The sequence below is a fragment of the Micromonospora sp. M61 genome (assembly GCF_018070245.1).
In the GTDB taxonomy this organism is placed as follows: Bacteria; Actinomycetota; Actinomycetes; order Mycobacteriales; family Micromonosporaceae; genus Micromonospora; species Micromonospora zamorensis.
The window spans coordinates 1-13,815 of the sequence record NZ_JAGPYA010000040.1; the positions used below are offsets into that span (position 1 = coordinate 1).

At 69.5% G+C, this 13,815-nt stretch carries 11 protein-coding genes; 4 read left to right on the forward strand and 7 right to left on the reverse strand.

The features are described from left to right. Positions 1 to 91: 91 nt before the first annotated feature. The 3 genes from KBX34_RS21910 to KBX34_RS21920 all read right to left on the reverse strand — a co-directional run bounded on the left by KBX34_RS21910 (position 92) and on the right by KBX34_RS21920 (position 3,290). On the reverse strand, positions 92 to 1,234 hold the full coding sequence (locus KBX34_RS21910) for a hypothetical protein (RefSeq protein WP_210926640.1): 1,143 nt from the start codon (positions 1,232 to 1,234) through the stop codon (positions 92 to 94). Between the two features lie 91 nt (positions 1,235 to 1,325). After that, positions 1,326 to 1,844 (reverse strand): polyketide cyclase, encoded by a 519-nt coding sequence (locus KBX34_RS21915; RefSeq protein ID WP_210926642.1) that lies wholly within the window; start codon positions 1,842 to 1,844, stop codon positions 1,326 to 1,328. Positions 1,845 to 2,054: 210 nt separating this feature from the next. Continuing rightward, the gene (locus KBX34_RS21920; RefSeq protein WP_307871466.1) at positions 2,055 to 3,290 is read right to left on the reverse strand and encodes an MFS transporter; all 1,236 of its coding nucleotides are present in this window, start codon (positions 3,288 to 3,290) and stop codon (positions 2,055 to 2,057) included. A gap of 244 nt (positions 3,291 to 3,534) precedes the next feature. On the opposite strand from KBX34_RS21920, the gene KBX34_RS21925 reads away from it, so the two are divergent. Beyond that, entirely contained in the window at positions 3,535 to 3,879 is a 345-nt protein-coding gene (locus KBX34_RS21925; protein ID WP_088951848.1) for a DUF1801 domain-containing protein, read from the forward strand. 80 nt (positions 3,880 to 3,959) lie between these two features. On the opposite strand, the gene KBX34_RS21930 is transcribed toward KBX34_RS21925, so the two are convergent. Next, positions 3,960 to 5,045 carry a hypothetical protein gene (locus KBX34_RS21930; RefSeq protein ID WP_210790760.1) on the reverse strand — a complete coding sequence of 362 codons (1,086 nt, stop codon included), beginning with the start codon at positions 5,043 to 5,045 and terminating at the stop codon, positions 3,960 to 3,962. A gap of 358 nt (positions 5,046 to 5,403) precedes the next feature. Between KBX34_RS21930 and KBX34_RS21935 the strand changes: the two genes are divergently transcribed. Then, positions 5,404 to 7,890: a M14 family metallopeptidase gene (locus KBX34_RS21935; RefSeq protein ID WP_210926646.1), complete on the forward strand. Its 2,487-nt coding sequence runs from the start codon at positions 5,404 to 5,406 to the stop codon at positions 7,888 to 7,890. Positions 7,891 to 7,958: 68 nt separating this feature from the next. Here KBX34_RS21935 and KBX34_RS21940 read toward each other — a convergent pair whose 3' ends face one another. Further along, a complete protein-coding gene (locus KBX34_RS21940) occupies positions 7,959 to 8,981 on the reverse strand; it encodes a zinc-dependent alcohol dehydrogenase family protein (RefSeq protein ID WP_210926647.1) in 1,023 nt (340 codons plus the stop codon). 365 nt (positions 8,982 to 9,346) lie between these two features. Between KBX34_RS21940 and KBX34_RS21945 the strand changes: the two genes are divergently transcribed. Continuing rightward, positions 9,347 to 10,579: a cellulose-binding domain-containing protein gene (locus KBX34_RS21945; RefSeq protein ID WP_210926650.1), complete on the forward strand. Its 1,233-nt coding sequence runs from the start codon at positions 9,347 to 9,349 to the stop codon at positions 10,577 to 10,579. A gap of 135 nt (positions 10,580 to 10,714) precedes the next feature. Here the strand turns inward: KBX34_RS21945 and KBX34_RS21950 are convergent, their stop codons facing one another. Together KBX34_RS21950 and KBX34_RS21955 are read right to left on the reverse strand one after the other, a co-directional pair. Further along, positions 10,715 to 11,698, reverse strand: a complete 984-nt coding sequence (locus KBX34_RS21950) for an aldo/keto reductase (protein ID WP_210926651.1) — start codon at positions 11,696 to 11,698, stop codon at positions 10,715 to 10,717. Between the two features lie 81 nt (positions 11,699 to 11,779). Continuing rightward, positions 11,780 to 12,664: an aldo/keto reductase gene (locus KBX34_RS21955; protein WP_210926653.1), complete on the reverse strand. Its 885-nt coding sequence runs from the start codon at positions 12,662 to 12,664 to the stop codon at positions 11,780 to 11,782. Positions 12,665 to 12,905: 241 nt separating this feature from the next. On the opposite strand from KBX34_RS21955, the gene KBX34_RS21960 reads away from it, so the two are divergent. After that, positions 12,906 to 13,784, forward strand: a complete 879-nt coding sequence (locus tag KBX34_RS21960) for a helix-turn-helix transcriptional regulator (RefSeq protein ID WP_210790743.1) — start codon at positions 12,906 to 12,908, stop codon at positions 13,782 to 13,784. Positions 13,785 to 13,815 lie beyond the last annotated feature (31 nt).

The window sequence follows — 13,815 nt, forward strand, 5'->3', positions numbered from 1 at the left end:
TCTGCCGCGAGGCGCGCGCCCGCCGAGCTGGCCTGAGTGCCGTCCGGACGTGCCGACGAGCGATGCGGAGGTCGGGTCTGGCCGGTGTCAGTCACAGCAGGCCGCGCTCGCGTAGCCGGGCGAGCCGGTCCGGCGGCAGGCATTCGGCCAGGTTCCGCTCCAGGTCGACCAGCTCAAGGTCGACCGGGTACACCATGAAGTCGTCGGCGACTGCCAGCGTGTCCGACCAGTCGTGGAGGTTGAGCCGAGCCGCCACCGCGCACAACAGTCGCCGGCTCACCTCGGATCCGGCGGCGGCATCGAGGTCGTCGGCGTCGAGCAGAGCGAGCTCCTGTCGTACCAGCCGCACCGATCCTGCATCGTCGAGGTCAATGTCGGTACTGGCCTCGAAGTCGGGCGGCGACCATGCTGCCTGGGCGTCGATCGCCGCCAGGGCCGCGCGCTCGTCCTCACTGGCCACGTGGACCTCAAAGGACAGCGCGTCCGATCGGTCGTAGCTCAGCGCGACGCAGGCGGCGGGGCCGTCGACCGCCAGGCGCGCCACGGCGCCCGAGATCAGCGTGAGGCATGCGTCCTCGATGGCCCGGCATGCTGCTTCGAGGTCGAACCCGGCCGGCGGCCGCTCATAGCGCACCTCGGACCGACGGCCCATGACCTCGACGACGCGGACCAGGCCGCGGTCGTCGTGCTCCGCCGTCAGCACCGAAGGCGCCCGGCCGTCGTGCTCGATCTCGACGCGGCTGATCCGCCCATCGGTGTACGCGTACGACTCCCGCCCCGAGCCGCCCCGCGCGACCGTGTCGGCCGATCGCATCAACCCGTCCACGAAGCGGTATTCGTACAGGTAGATGGGCCCGTCCGTATCGAAGTGCGCCGCCTCGACCACGTCGCCGTCGTGGCCGACGAACGTCTCGTAGTACAGGCGGCCGTGAAGAAAGCCGCTGTACTCCTCGATCACCACCGCGCGGCCCTCGGCGTCGAACCCGATGCGCAGAACATCCCGATCCACCGGCGGCCTGGCGTCCAACCGACGGCCAGCCTTGAGCAGATCCCGCTCGAAGTGCAACGGACGAAGATCAAGACCCGGCCACTTGTACCAGTCCCAACGCCCGACGAGCGCGGTCGCCGCGCTCTTTCGACAGTCGTACTCGCCAGCGAGCTGGGCGAACCGCGCAGCAAGATCGGACATGTCCGGGATCCTACTGATCGCCTCGCCGGACTGGCCGCCGCGCACATCCGGATCTGCCGCGATCCGAGTGTCCCAGAATGCGGGGCGGACGACGCGCAGCAGCCGCCCAGGACTGTCGATCGCCGTTCGCCTGATCTCATTCCGTGGCGGGTCCGTGGTGCCCGTTGTGTTCGGCGAGTTGCTTCAGATTCAGCAACTGTCGTCGAGCCATGATCAGGTCGCCGATGGACAGGCCGAGTGCGGCCCAGCGGGTCGTCTGCATGACGACCTTGAGCAGCAGGCGCGTCCTGTCGTGCTCCTGGGGCACGAGGACGTAGGACATGAAGGCGCCCATGATGGTGCTCGTCAACTGTTTGCCGGGGTCGACCGAGACGATCCGGCCGAACTTTCGTCCTCCGGCGGTGGTGAATGCTTCCCCGACCTGGGGCTCGGGTAGGCCCTGCAACTGTCGAGGCGAGCGGCGGCCGCGGTTGTCGATCCAGTCGTACGAATAGGGCGCAAGCCTCACCTGGGCCACCCACGGCCACACTGCTGCGGCGGGCGCCGCGATCGACACTCCGCGCCAGGCTTGTAGGGCGGGTGCGACGACGAGGTCGTCACAGGGATAGGTACGCAGGGTCTCGCTGTCGGTCACGCCCCACCGGTCACCGATCATCCACCTATGGTCCGTCATGTCGATGAGCCCCGTCAGTTGCTGCCGCTGAGAAGACGGCCGAGGGAATCGTTTCAGCGCGGGTCGCGCGGCGCCGGTGCCTCGCAGACTTTATGAAGGACTGCGGATGCGCGAGGTCGCCCAGATCGTCCCTTTCTCCAACGAATGAGAGAGCAAAGCACGTCGTTCCGCAGCGATCCGTGACGCACTTTGTCAGTCGTGCGACGCCGTTCCCGTCCGGGCCGGCGTGATCTCCCGCCCGGCCGCTGGGCTGCCAGGGGTGGAGGCCGACGCTGACCCGACGGCGCGGCTCCGCCACGCGTCCACGGCGAGCAACGCGAAGGCGGCCAGCGTCAGCAGCCCGCCGGCGAGCGCCAGCGGGCGTGGCCCGAGGGTGGGCAGGAGGCCGCCGCCGAGCAGCGAGCCGCCGGCGATGCCGGCGTTGAAGGCGGTGCTGACGCCGGCTGACGCCATGTCGGTGCTGCCCGGGGCCAGTTGCAGCATGCGGCTCTGCACGGCGGAGCCGAACGCCGCGTAGGCCAGGCCGACGCCGGCGAGGAGTGCGACCACGCCGGGTCGGAGCGCGCCGAGCGCGTACAGGCCGAACAGGGAGGCCGTGCCGATGCTCAGCGGTGTCAGCAGGGAGGCGGTCGGCCGGCTGTCCAGGGTGCGGGCGGCGGCCAGGGTGCCGATGACGCCGGCCGCGCCGGAGACGAACAGCAGTGGTGCCAGCACCGAGTCGGCGAAGCCGGTGACGTCGAGCAGGAACGGTGTGACGTAGGTCTGCAGGGTCATGAAGCCGCCGATGCCGAGGGCGGTCGCGACCAGCAGGAGGACGAAGCGCCGCCCGTCGGGTGCGGTGCCACGGGCGGCGCCGCCAGCAGCCGGGGGATAGGAGGGAAGGAGGATGAACACCGCGACGGCGATCGCCAGCCCGACTCCGGCCAGCGCCCCGAAGGCCGTACGCCAGCCGGCCTGCTGCCCGAGCCAGGTGCCGAGGGGTACGCCGAGCACGGGGGCGAGCGTCGCTCCGGTCGCGAACAGCGCGACCACCCGGCCGCGCACCGCGGCAGGGAAGGGGCCGGTCACGGTCGCCGTGGCGATGGACCAGAACAGCGCCTGGGCGAGCGCCGTCACGACGCGGGAGCCGGCCAGCACCGCGTACGTCGACGCGAGCGCGGCCAGGGCGTTCGCGGCGGCGAACAGGAGCATCGTGACGCCGAGCAGTTGGCGTCGGGGTATCCGCTGGGTCAGCCGGGCCAGCGGCACGGACGCCAGCACGACCACGATGGCGTACCCGCTGACGAGCAGACCCACCTGCGAGCGGGACCGGTCGAGGTCGGGCGCGATGTGGGTCAGCAGCCCAACGGGCAGCAGCTCGGTCGTGATGAACGCGAACGCCGCGAGGGAGAGTGCGACGAGCACGGCCCAGGCCCTTCGCGGTGACACCTGCGGCACCATGATCCACCCACCTTTCCTGGTCACCGTAATCCAGGGCTCCGGAGCCGCTGCACCCGACCGGTGCGGCGGGGCCGACATCCCAGGGCCACGGGGCCCCTCCGAGGTGCGGATTCGTCGTACGATCCTGCCCGGGCAGGGGCGGCTCCGGCGGCGACCGGATCAGGTCGGGTCGGGCTGCGGGTGAAGCGTCGCGGGTCGACCATCCTTTGGCAACGACAATAAGGAGATGGCCATGAGTGACGACGTCACCCAGTACATCAACAAGACGCAGCCGTGGCAGATCGACGTGTGCGAGAAGCTGCGCGCGATGGTCGTCCAGACCATTCCTGATGTCGAGGAGCGACTGCAGTACGGCAAGCCGCACTACCTCAAGAACGGGCACTACGCGGCCGTCATCTCGGTGGCCAAGGACAAGATCTCCTTCATGGTGTTCAACGCGACGGACGTTCCCGAGGTCAAGGGTTTCCTCCGATCCCTGGGCAAGGGTGAACGCAAAGCCGTCGACATCAAGGACGGGCAGACCGTCGACTACGACGCGCTTGCCGGCATCCTCAAAGAGACCACGGCTGCCCTGTAGCTGCGTACACCTCCGCGCGGGGGTGATGGACGCGGTCACCGGCGGTGGCCTGAGGGCTGCCACCGCCGGTGCCGGCGGCGTCAGAGCCGCGAGGTGAAGGTGGCCAGGAACCGGTGGGGGGTGACCACGCCGGCGTTGTCGAAGCAGATCACGTCGACGTCGGCGTTGGTGGTGTACGTCCAGGGTTGGGTGAGGTGGCAGTAGTTGCTACCCGCACCCTGCGCGATCACCTGGGCGTGGGTCTCCTTGATGCCGATCTGCGGGAAGGTCGCCAGGTAGCGGCCGGCGGGGGCCAGCGGTGCCACCGTGTTCGCTCCGACGCCGAGCACCGAGTTGTCGTTGGTGGGCCCACCGACGGCGGTACCCAGGTAACCGAAGTACGACGGCGGGCCGAGGGAGCCAATCACCGGCCGACGGCGGTGGTACGAGAGGGCGAAGTCGGTGTTGGTGAGCGCACCGGCCTGGTTGTAGCAGAAGACGTACACCTGCACGTCGGTGCCGACCGCGTTCCAGGAGTAGACCTTGCACCGGCGAGGGCCGGCGTTCGGCTGCACCGCGGTGACCTGCACGTTGCCGGCGAGCAGCCCGGCCAGACCCACCCCGGGCAGCCGCACCAGATACTGGCCGACGCCCAGCGGGCCGACGGTGTTCACCACGCCGGTGGAGTTGTACGACTGCACCACCACGCCGCCGCCCCACTGCGCGTACGCGTGGGAGGTGCCGGCCGCCAGCACGCCGGAGCTGGTCGTCCAGAGCACTGTGAACGGGGTGTCCTCGCGCGTGCCGCCGGGCTTGTGGCACTGCACGTCGACGATCTCGTCGGCGCCGGACTGGAACCAGCGGACCACCTCGCAGTAGTGCCCGGTCCGGTTCACCGGGGTCACGTGCGGCACCCCGCGCGAGCTGGCCCCCACCTGCGGGAAACGGACCTGGAACCGGCCGGGCGCGAGCTTGACACCGTCGGCCCACGCGGCGGGGAACGCGGTCTTCCAGCTACCCCACTGCCGGCTGGTGTCCAGCACGGTCCAGACCGGCACTGTGGGGTCCTTGACGTACGCGAACCCCCAGCGGTCGGCGGTGGCCGCCGCTGCCGGGGTCACTGGCGCGAGCGCGCTGGCCGCCAGTACGGCGGCCAGCGCGGCGGTGACGAACGATCGGAGACGCATGTGTTCCTCCAGTCGACGGGAACATGTCGATGAGGAGTGTGCGCGCAGTGATGCAGTGGTCACAGTCGGCTACCTCGCGCTCCGGTGTCGGGTCTCCGCCACCGGGCGAACCGCGCGACGGCGAGTCGCGTTCGTGGCAGGCGCCGCCCACCGTGGACACGTTCGCGCCGTCCGCGGTGTTGATCGCCTCAAGGAATGCTCAAATTCGATCGAGGCGATCCACTGCGGCCGCAAACGCACATACGCTCACCGGACCCAGCCGGCTCCCGTCCTCCCGTCCTTCTCGCAACGACGATCGTCGACGAGCACGGAGTCCTGCCACCACCTCAACCACCCGTCGTAAATAGAAGGAGGGGGAATGCGGCACATACAACGGCGCATCGCGCTTCTGGCGCTGCCCGCCCTGGTGGGTAGCATCCTCGTGGCAACCGGGCCTGCGGGCGCCGATCCCACCGGGCCGTCAGCCGCCACCAGCCGATCCCAACCTGAGGATCGCGAGTCGGTACGCCTCGTACAGATCAGGCTGACCGGCGCCGACATGCTGGACAAGGTGGCCGCTGCCGGCTTCGACCTTGAGCACGGCCTCCGACGCGTGCCGACCGGCATCGAAGGCGAGGCGGTGGTGACCGCCGAGCAGGTCACCGAACTCACGGCGATGGGCGTCGAGGTGCTCGCCGACGACGCGGGCTTCGCCTGGAGCGACCAGGCCGACGGCGGCATCGGCATCGGCGTCGACGCCGCCGGCGCGCGGGCTGTCCAGCCGTCGAACCACCAGGCGACGGTACGCATCGCCCGCGCCGACTGGTTCACCACGAAGGGCCAGGGCTTCCTGTACGTCGAGGCACGGACCACCGAGGGTCAGCAGGCGGACCCGATCGTCGGGATGCAGGTCGAGAACGACTCGGGCAAGGGCACCCCGTTCGGCTTCGCCCGGACGATGAGCCGGTTCGTCGACTCCGGGCAGTACATGTTCCACCGGAACCTGTTCAAGCTCGACACCCGCCCGACCAGGATCCAGGTGACGAGCTCCACTGGTGGGGTCACCACCGGTGTGGTCTCGAACTGGTTGGAGAACGCCCCGCCGCCGCTGACGGCGAACCCGTCCTACAAGTCGGACTTCGTGGACGGCTACAAGCACCCGCAGCAGCTCTACAGTCGCGCCAAGGAGATCGCCCGCCAGTACCCGGACATCGCCGAGATCGTCTACCTGCCGAACCAGACCAACGGGTACCAACGCAAGGCGCAGGCTCAGCTCGGCGGCACCGGGCAGGCGGCGGTCGTCGTAACCTCCGCGGCGTGGGGCCACGAGGGCGGCAACGACATCACAGTGGAGTTCGTGGACCGGCCCGACGCGAACCTCCCGCTCGCGGTGGAGGTCACGGGCAAGGCGGTTCGCGTCCTGCTCGCCACGGACGCTGCCGGGGCGCCGGCGAGTACGGCCACCCAGGTGGCGGACGCACTGCGGACCCGGTCCGCGGGCCTCATCGACCGGGCGCACCCGTACCGCACCAACGAGGGCAGCGGCATCGTCGCGCCGACGGCCGGCCCGGTCGCGCTGACCGACTTCCTGGACCAGAAGCGCGTCGGAGCACCGGAGGGTGAGGTGCCGCGAGGCCCCGCCACGATCCCGGTCCTGCGGATCGGCAAGCACCGTGACGGCAAGAAGCCTGGTGTCCTGATCCAGGCGCAGGACCACGCCCGCGAGTGGGTGCCGGCGACGACCAGCCTGGAGTCGGCCGAGCGCCTGGTGCACAACTACCGGTCGGACCGGGAGACGAAGAAGATCGTCGAGAACACCGACATCTTCTTCATCCTGTCCAACAACCCCGACGGGGCGAACTACAGCTTCTACAACTTCGCCTCGCAGCGTAAGAACATGACGAACCACTGCCCGGACGCCAGCGCCGATCCGGCGCAGCGGAACTCGTGGGGCGTCGACCTGAACCGGAACTACCGGGTCGGGTCGGGCCACGACGGCTACGCGGGAGGGTCGACCAACTGCGTCAGTGGCACCTACCAGGGGCCGGAGGAGCTGTCCGAGCCCGAGTCGAAGAACATCATCTGGCTGGTCGAGAAGTACTCGAACATCAAGTTCATGATGTCGGTGCACTCCAACGGCGGTCAGCTGTTCTGGCAGCCGGGCGCCTACATCGCGGACGGACGGATCACCACGCCGCGCCCGCCGCTGGGTGACGAGGCGTTCTACTGGCAGTCGGCCGCTCGGATCCTGTCGCAGGTCAAGGCGCACCGGGAAACCGTCGTCACGCCGGAGAACGTCGGCGGCTCATCGGACGTCCTCTACTCCTCAGCGGGCAACGTACGCGAGGACCTGTACTACACCTACGGCATCTACGCGTTCGGCTGGGAGGTCGGCGGCTCCGTCTACAACCCCGCCACCGGCAACTGGCAGGGCGGTTCGTTCCAACCCGAGTGGACGGGAAACCCGGAGCTGGTCAGTGGCCACGCCGAAACGATGGAGTACGCCAACGGCATCATGGAGATGTTCCGGGTCGCGGCGGACTGGGGCAAGGACAAGAAGGATCCGACGTCGCAGCTGGTCCCCGGCGGGGGTCGTTACTCCGAGCCGGTCGACGTGCGCTTCGAGACCAGCGAGCCGGCCACCATCTACTACACGACCGACGGCAGCCGGCCCACGCTTGAGTCGCCCCGTTACGCGGCCACCGAGTTCCGCGAGCCGGGGCAGGTGTTCCACGTGACCGAGACGACGACGTTCCGCTGGTTCTCGGTCGACAGCGCCGGCAACATCGAGAAGAACTACGACCCGACGAAGACGGACAAGCGCAACAACTACCGCACGGCGACGATCACCATCGCCAAGAAGTAGCGCCCTTCCCGAGGATCGTTGCCCCGTCGGTGTGGTCCAACCGCGTCGACGGGGCGACGACGGGATGGTCAGGGGTTGAGAAGGACCTTGATGGCGCGGCGCTCGTCCATCGCCCGGTACCCTTCGGCGGCCTCGTCGAGGGGGAGGGTGAGGTCGAAGACCTTGCCGGGGTCGATCTGCCGGGTCGCGATCAGGTCGATCAGCTCGGGCAGGAACCGGCGCACCGGGGCGGGCCCGCCGTGCAGGTGTACGTGGGAGAAGAACAGCTCATCCCCGGGCAGTTCGACGTCGTGAGCCACGCCGACGTACCCGACGTGACCACCGGCCCGGGTGGCCCGGATGGCCTGCATCATCGACTCCTGGGTGCCGACCGCCTCGATGACGGAGTGTGCCCCGAGACCGTCGGTGAGGTCCTTGATGCGGGCCACGCCCTCGTCGCCGCGCTCGGTGACGATGTGGGTCGCCCCGTAGTCCGCGGCGAGCTTCTGGCGCGGCTCGTGCCGGCTCATCGCGATGATCCGTTCCGCGCCGAGCCGCTTCGCGGCCAGCACGGCGAGCAGACCGACCGCACCGTCGCCAACCACCGCGACGGTCTTGCCGGGGCCGACCTCGGCCGCCACGGCACCGAACCATCCCGTGCCGAGCACGTCGGAGGCCGCCAGGAAAGCCGGGATCAGGTCGTCCGAGGGAATGTCCGGCGTCGCGACCAGGGTGCCGTCGGCCAGGGGTACGCGCAGGTGCTCGGCCTGGGCGCCGAGCCCGCCGACCGGCTCACGGTGCACGCATGAGGACTGGTAGCCGGCACGGCAGATCGGGCAGGTGTTGTCGGAGGCGAAGAAGGAGCCGACGACGAACTGGCCCGGCCTGATGGTGCGGACCTCGCCGCCCACCTCCTCGACGATGCCGACGTACTCGTGGCCCATCGGCGACGGTCCCTTGACCGGCTCGACCCCCCGGTACGGCCACAGGTCCGAACCGCAGACACAGGTCGCGGAGACCCGGATGATCGCGTCGGTCGGGAGCAGGATCCTGGGATCCTCCCGCGTCTCGACCCGGACGTCGCCGGGAGCGTGCATCACGACACCACGCACAAGTTCTTCCTTCCCAGGGGCCGGACACGTTCGGCCTGTTGTTACCCGTCCAACTACCCGGGCGGGCCGTGATGATGCCGCCTCCCGGGCACATTCGGGACGACGCTCACCACCACCGCCTTGCCGACGCTTGATTAAATCGAGAGCGGTAAATAGATTGAGGATGGGCACCGCCGTGGTCCGGGCGACCGGGCCGTCGGCGGCTGACAGGTCCACCCCGAGCCGGGCACTTCGGTCGTACGCGCCGACCAGCCGCTGTGGCGCGCCGCCGCGCCGCACCCAGGGCGCGTTGTCGCGCGCCGCGTCCGTCCCGGACGCGCGCCGCCGCGTCGCCTCCGCTCAGCTCGATGGCAGAAGGACCCTTCATGACGATCTTCCGTGCCCGCCCCGCTCCGACCCTGGTGGTCGTCGCCGCGCTGGCCGCCGCCGTGACCGGCACAGCCCTGCTCACGGGCCCGGCCGCAGCCGCCCAGGGCTGCCGGGTCGACTACACGGCCAACCAGTGGTCCGGCGGATTCACCGCCAACATCAAGGTCGCCCCGGGCGACACCGCTGTGTCCAGTTGGACCGTCACCTGGACGTACGCCGGGGACGAGCGCGTCACGAACGGTTGGAACGCCACGGTCAGCCAGTCCGGATCGACGGTGACCGCCCGCAACGCGTCTTACAACGGCAGCATCCCGGCCGGCGGCGCGACCGAGTTCGGCGTGCAGGGCACGTTCGGCGCCGGCGGTGGCGCGCCGACCGGGTTCAGCCTGAACGGAGTGCCGTGCAACGGTGCTGCGCCGACGACGCCTCCGCCGACGACGCCCCCGCCCACGACACCTCCGCCCACGACGCCCCCGCCCACGACACCTCCGCCCACGACGCCCCCGCCCACGACTCCTCCGCCGACCACCGAGCCGCCGGTCGGATGCGCCGGGGCGGTGCTCTGCGACGGCTTCGAGAACCAGACCGGCTCGACGCCGTCCGGTGACTGGGCCGTGGTGAGCCCGGACTGCTCCGGAGCCGGCACGGCCACCATCGACACGACCACCACGCACAGCGGCAGCCGGGCGGTGCGGATCAACGGCGCAGCCGGGTACTGCAACCACGTCTTCATCAGGTCGACGAAGAACCTCGGCGGCGTCGGCAGTGTGCGGTACGGACGGATCTGGGTGCGGCACACCACCGCCCAGCCCACCGATCACACCACGATGGTGACGATGGCCGACGCCGCCGACGGCAACAAGGACCTGCGGTTGGGCGGCCAGAACGGCGCCCTGCAGTGGAACCGCGCCTCCGACGACGCGACCCTGCCCGAGCAGAGCCCGGCGGGGGTGGCGCAGAGCCTGCCACTACCGGTCAACCGGTGGGCCTGTGTGGAGTTCATGGTGGACGGCTCGGCCGGTCAGCTTCGTACGTGGCTGGACGGCACCGCTGTCACCGGACTGACCGCGGACGGCGTCCCGACGCACGACATCGACGGCCAGTGGTACAACCGCACCTGGCGACCGCAACTCACCGACCTGAAGCTGGGCTGGGAGAGCTACGGCGGCGGGGCCGACACCCTCTGGTACGACGACGTCGCGGTCGGGTCCAGTCGCATCGGCTGCTGACCCGTCGAGATCCTGCGCGGTGAACCGTCAGCGGTGAACTGTTGGCGGCGAACCGTCGCGTCCCGGCAGATGATCAAGGGTGTGTCGCGATGGATGTGACACACCCTTGATCATCTCCGGCTGTCTGGTCGAGCCTCAGCGTTCGATCATCCGCATCTGCTCGTCGGTGTGGTGACCGCCCTCGGCAACGGGCAGCGCGGTGAGGGTCGCCACCTGAACGGGTGTGAGAGTGACGGTGTCCGCAGCGGCGTTCTCCTCGACCCGACTGACCCGCTTGGTGCCAGGGATCGGGACGACGTCGTCGCCCTGCGCCAGCAGCCAGGCCAGGGCGACCTGGGCTGAGGTCGCACCCACCTGGTCGGCGACCGCCTGCACCTGGTCGGCGATACCCAGGTTGCGCTGGAAGTTCTCCCCGGTGAAGCGCGGGTGGTTCTTGCGGAAGTCGCTGTCGTCGAGGCGCTCGACGTCGGCCGGAGTGCGTAGGGCGCCGGTGAGGAAACCGCGGCCGAGTGGGGAGTACGCCACCAGGCCGATGCCCAGCTCGCGCAGCACGGGAAGGATCTGTTCCTGGTCACGCGTCCACAGCGAGTACTCCGACTGCAGGGCCGTGACCGGGTGTACGGCGTGAGCGCGGCGGATGGTGTCGACCCAGGCCTCGGACAGGCCGACGTAGCGGATCTTGCCTTCCTGCACCAGGGCCGCGAGGGCGCCCATGGTGTCCTCGATCGGGGTGCTCGGGTCGACGCGGTGCTGGTAGTACAGGTCGATGTGATCGGTGCCGAGGCGCTTGAGTGAGCCCTCGACCGCGCTGCGGATGTTGTCCGGGCTGCTGTCCAGGCCTCCGGCAACGCGGCCGTCGTGGGAGATGAGGCCGAACTTGGTGGCCAGCACGACCTGGTCGCGGCGACCCTGCAGGGCGCGGCCGACGAGTTCCTCGTTGACGTACGGGCCGTAGATCTCCGCAGTGTCGATCAGGGTGACACCAAGCTCGAGAGCCCGGTGGATGGTGCGGACCGACTCGGCATCGTCGCTGCCGGCGCCGCTGTAACCATGCGACATGCCCATCGCGCCGAGCCCGATGCGGGCAACCTCGAGCTCACCTAGCTTTACCGTACGCATGCTGCTCTCCCTGTCGTTCGTCGAAGTGGATAGCCGACTGCCCACGACGTGGGCCTGCGGGACAGCGGGCTCGGGGTGGATTCAGGCTTCGGGGATCGGCCTGCCGAAGGCGGCGAGGGTGATGTCGGCGGGTTCAGGGCCCCCGCGCTTGCCAGTGTCCAGGGCGTCGATGGCGGCGAGCTCTTCGCTGGTGAGCGCGAAGTCGAAAACGTCGAAGTTCTCCGCGATCCGCGCGGGCTTCGTCGACTTCGGAATCGCCGAGCGGCCCTGCTGCACGTGCCAGCGCATCATCACCTGCGCCGGGGTCTTGCCGTGCGCCTTCGCGATGCCCCCGATGACTGGATCCTGCAACGTGCTGGTGTGCTCCCCGTCGCGGTAGAAGGTGATGCCACCGATCGGCGACCAGGCCTGCGAGAGGATGCCGTGCTGTGCGCCGAAGGCCTGCACCTCGGGCTGCGTGAAGTAGGGGTGCACCTCGATCTGGTTCACCGCGGGCACGACAGTCGCGGTGTCGAGCAGTGCGGTCAGGTGGTCGACCATGAAGTTGCTGACGCCAATGGCGCGGACCTTGCCGTCGGCCAGCAGCTTCTCCAGAGCCCGGTACGCATCCAGGGTCCGGTCGAACTCCGACGGCAACGCCTGGTGCAGGATCAGCAGGTCGATCTGCTCGACGCCCAGCTTGGCGGCGCTCTTCTCGAAGCCGTGCAGCGTCTGGTCGTACCCGTAGTCGCTGATCCAGATCTTGGTCTCGACGAACACCTCGGAACGGTCGACGCCCGAGCTGGCAATCGCCTCGCCGACCTCACGCTCATTGCCGTACACGGCCGCGGTGTCGATGTGTCGGTAGCCCGTGGCGAGCGCCGCCTCGACCGCGGAGCGGGTCGCCTGCGGAGGCGTCTGGAAGACGCCGAGTCCGACGGCGGGAATCTCGATGCCGTTGTTCAGCGTCAGGTGCGGGGTTGGCATGGAACGTTTCCTTTCAGTTCCGGGCGTGACAGACGGAGTCGATCTTGGGGAGGACGTCCGGCGGCAGCTCATCGCCCGAGCATCTGGTCGTCGTCTCGTCTGCCACAACATCCCCTCTGACCCGCCGGTCGGTCCTGCCTTCAGCAAGCACACACCGCAGTCAGGTTTCCGGGGAGCCTCTACTCAAACGGGTACTGGCAGGGACCCCCTCCTGCCGGGCGGCGTGCCTAACCTGGAAAACATGGACAAGCGCAGCGAGGTCCGGGCGTTCCTCACCTCCCGCCGGGCCAAGGTCAGCCCCGAGCAGGCCGGCATCCCCGCGTACGGCAACCGGCGCGTCGCCGGGCTGCGCCGCGGCGAGGTGGCCGCGCTGGCCGGCGTCAGCGTCGAGTACTACACCCGCCTGGAGCGTGGCAACCTCGCGGGCGTGTCCGACAGCGTTCTGGACGCCATTGCCCGCGCGCTACAGCTCGACGACACCGAGACCGCCCACCTGCACCACCTCGCCCGCGCCTCCGGCTCCCGGCCCGCCCGCACCCGCGCCCGCCGCGACAAGGTCACCGAGATCCGGCCGGCAGTCCGCCGGGTGCTGCACTCGATGACCGGCGTGCCCGCGTTCCTCCGCAACCACCGCTTCGACATCCTGGCCGCCAACCCGCTGGGCATGGCCCTCTACGCGCCCATGTTCGCCGTTGACACGGCGCTGCCGGTGAACTCGATGCGGTTCATCTTCCTGGACCCGCACGCTCAGGCGTTCTACCCGGACTGGGCGCAGGTGGCCCGCTCCGCCGTCGCCGCGCTGCGCATCGCGGCCGCGCAGCACTCCGAGGACCAGCAACTGATGAACCTGATCGGCCAGCTGTCCATGCGCAGCGAGTCCTTCCGCGCCTGGTGGGCCGCCCAGGATGTCTACGTGCACCGTCACGGCACGAAGCGTTTCCGCCACCCCGCCATCGGGGACCTGGACCTGGCCTTCGAAGTGCTCGAGTTGTCCGGCGACGAGTCTCTGACGGTCCTGACCTACTCCGCCGAGCCGGGCACCAGTTCCGGTGACGGCCTGGAGTTGCTCGCCACCTGGGCCGCGACGCGGGAAGGCGTCGCGACCGGGACCAACGGATGAGCGGCCGATGACCTCGCCCTCGGGTTGGTGG

What these genes read in the sequence shown, in the direction of transcription:
- KBX34_RS21930 (WP_210790760.1), bottom strand. Translation starts at nt 5,045, where the DNA reads ATGCGTCTCCGATCGTTCGTCACCGCCGCGCTGGCCGCCGTACTGGCG.
- KBX34_RS21915 (WP_210926642.1), bottom strand. Translation starts at nt 1,844, where the DNA reads ATGATCGGTGACCGGTGGGGCGTGACCGACAGCGAGACCCTGCGTACC.
- KBX34_RS21935 (WP_210926646.1), top strand. Translation starts at nt 5,404, where the DNA reads ATGCGGCACATACAACGGCGCATCGCGCTTCTGGCGCTGCCCGCCCTG.
- KBX34_RS21950 (WP_210926651.1), bottom strand. Translation starts at nt 11,698, where the DNA reads ATGCGTACGGTAAAGCTAGGTGAGCTCGAGGTTGCCCGCATCGGGCTC.
- KBX34_RS21925 (WP_088951848.1), top strand. Translation starts at nt 3,535, where the DNA reads ATGAGTGACGACGTCACCCAGTACATCAACAAGACGCAGCCGTGGCAG.
- KBX34_RS21945 (WP_210926650.1), top strand. Translation starts at nt 9,347, where the DNA reads ATGACGATCTTCCGTGCCCGCCCCGCTCCGACCCTGGTGGTCGTCGCC.
- KBX34_RS21955 (WP_210926653.1), bottom strand. Translation starts at nt 12,664, where the DNA reads ATGCCAACCCCGCACCTGACGCTGAACAACGGCATCGAGATTCCCGCC.
- KBX34_RS21960 (WP_210790743.1), top strand. Translation starts at nt 12,906, where the DNA reads ATGGACAAGCGCAGCGAGGTCCGGGCGTTCCTCACCTCCCGCCGGGCC.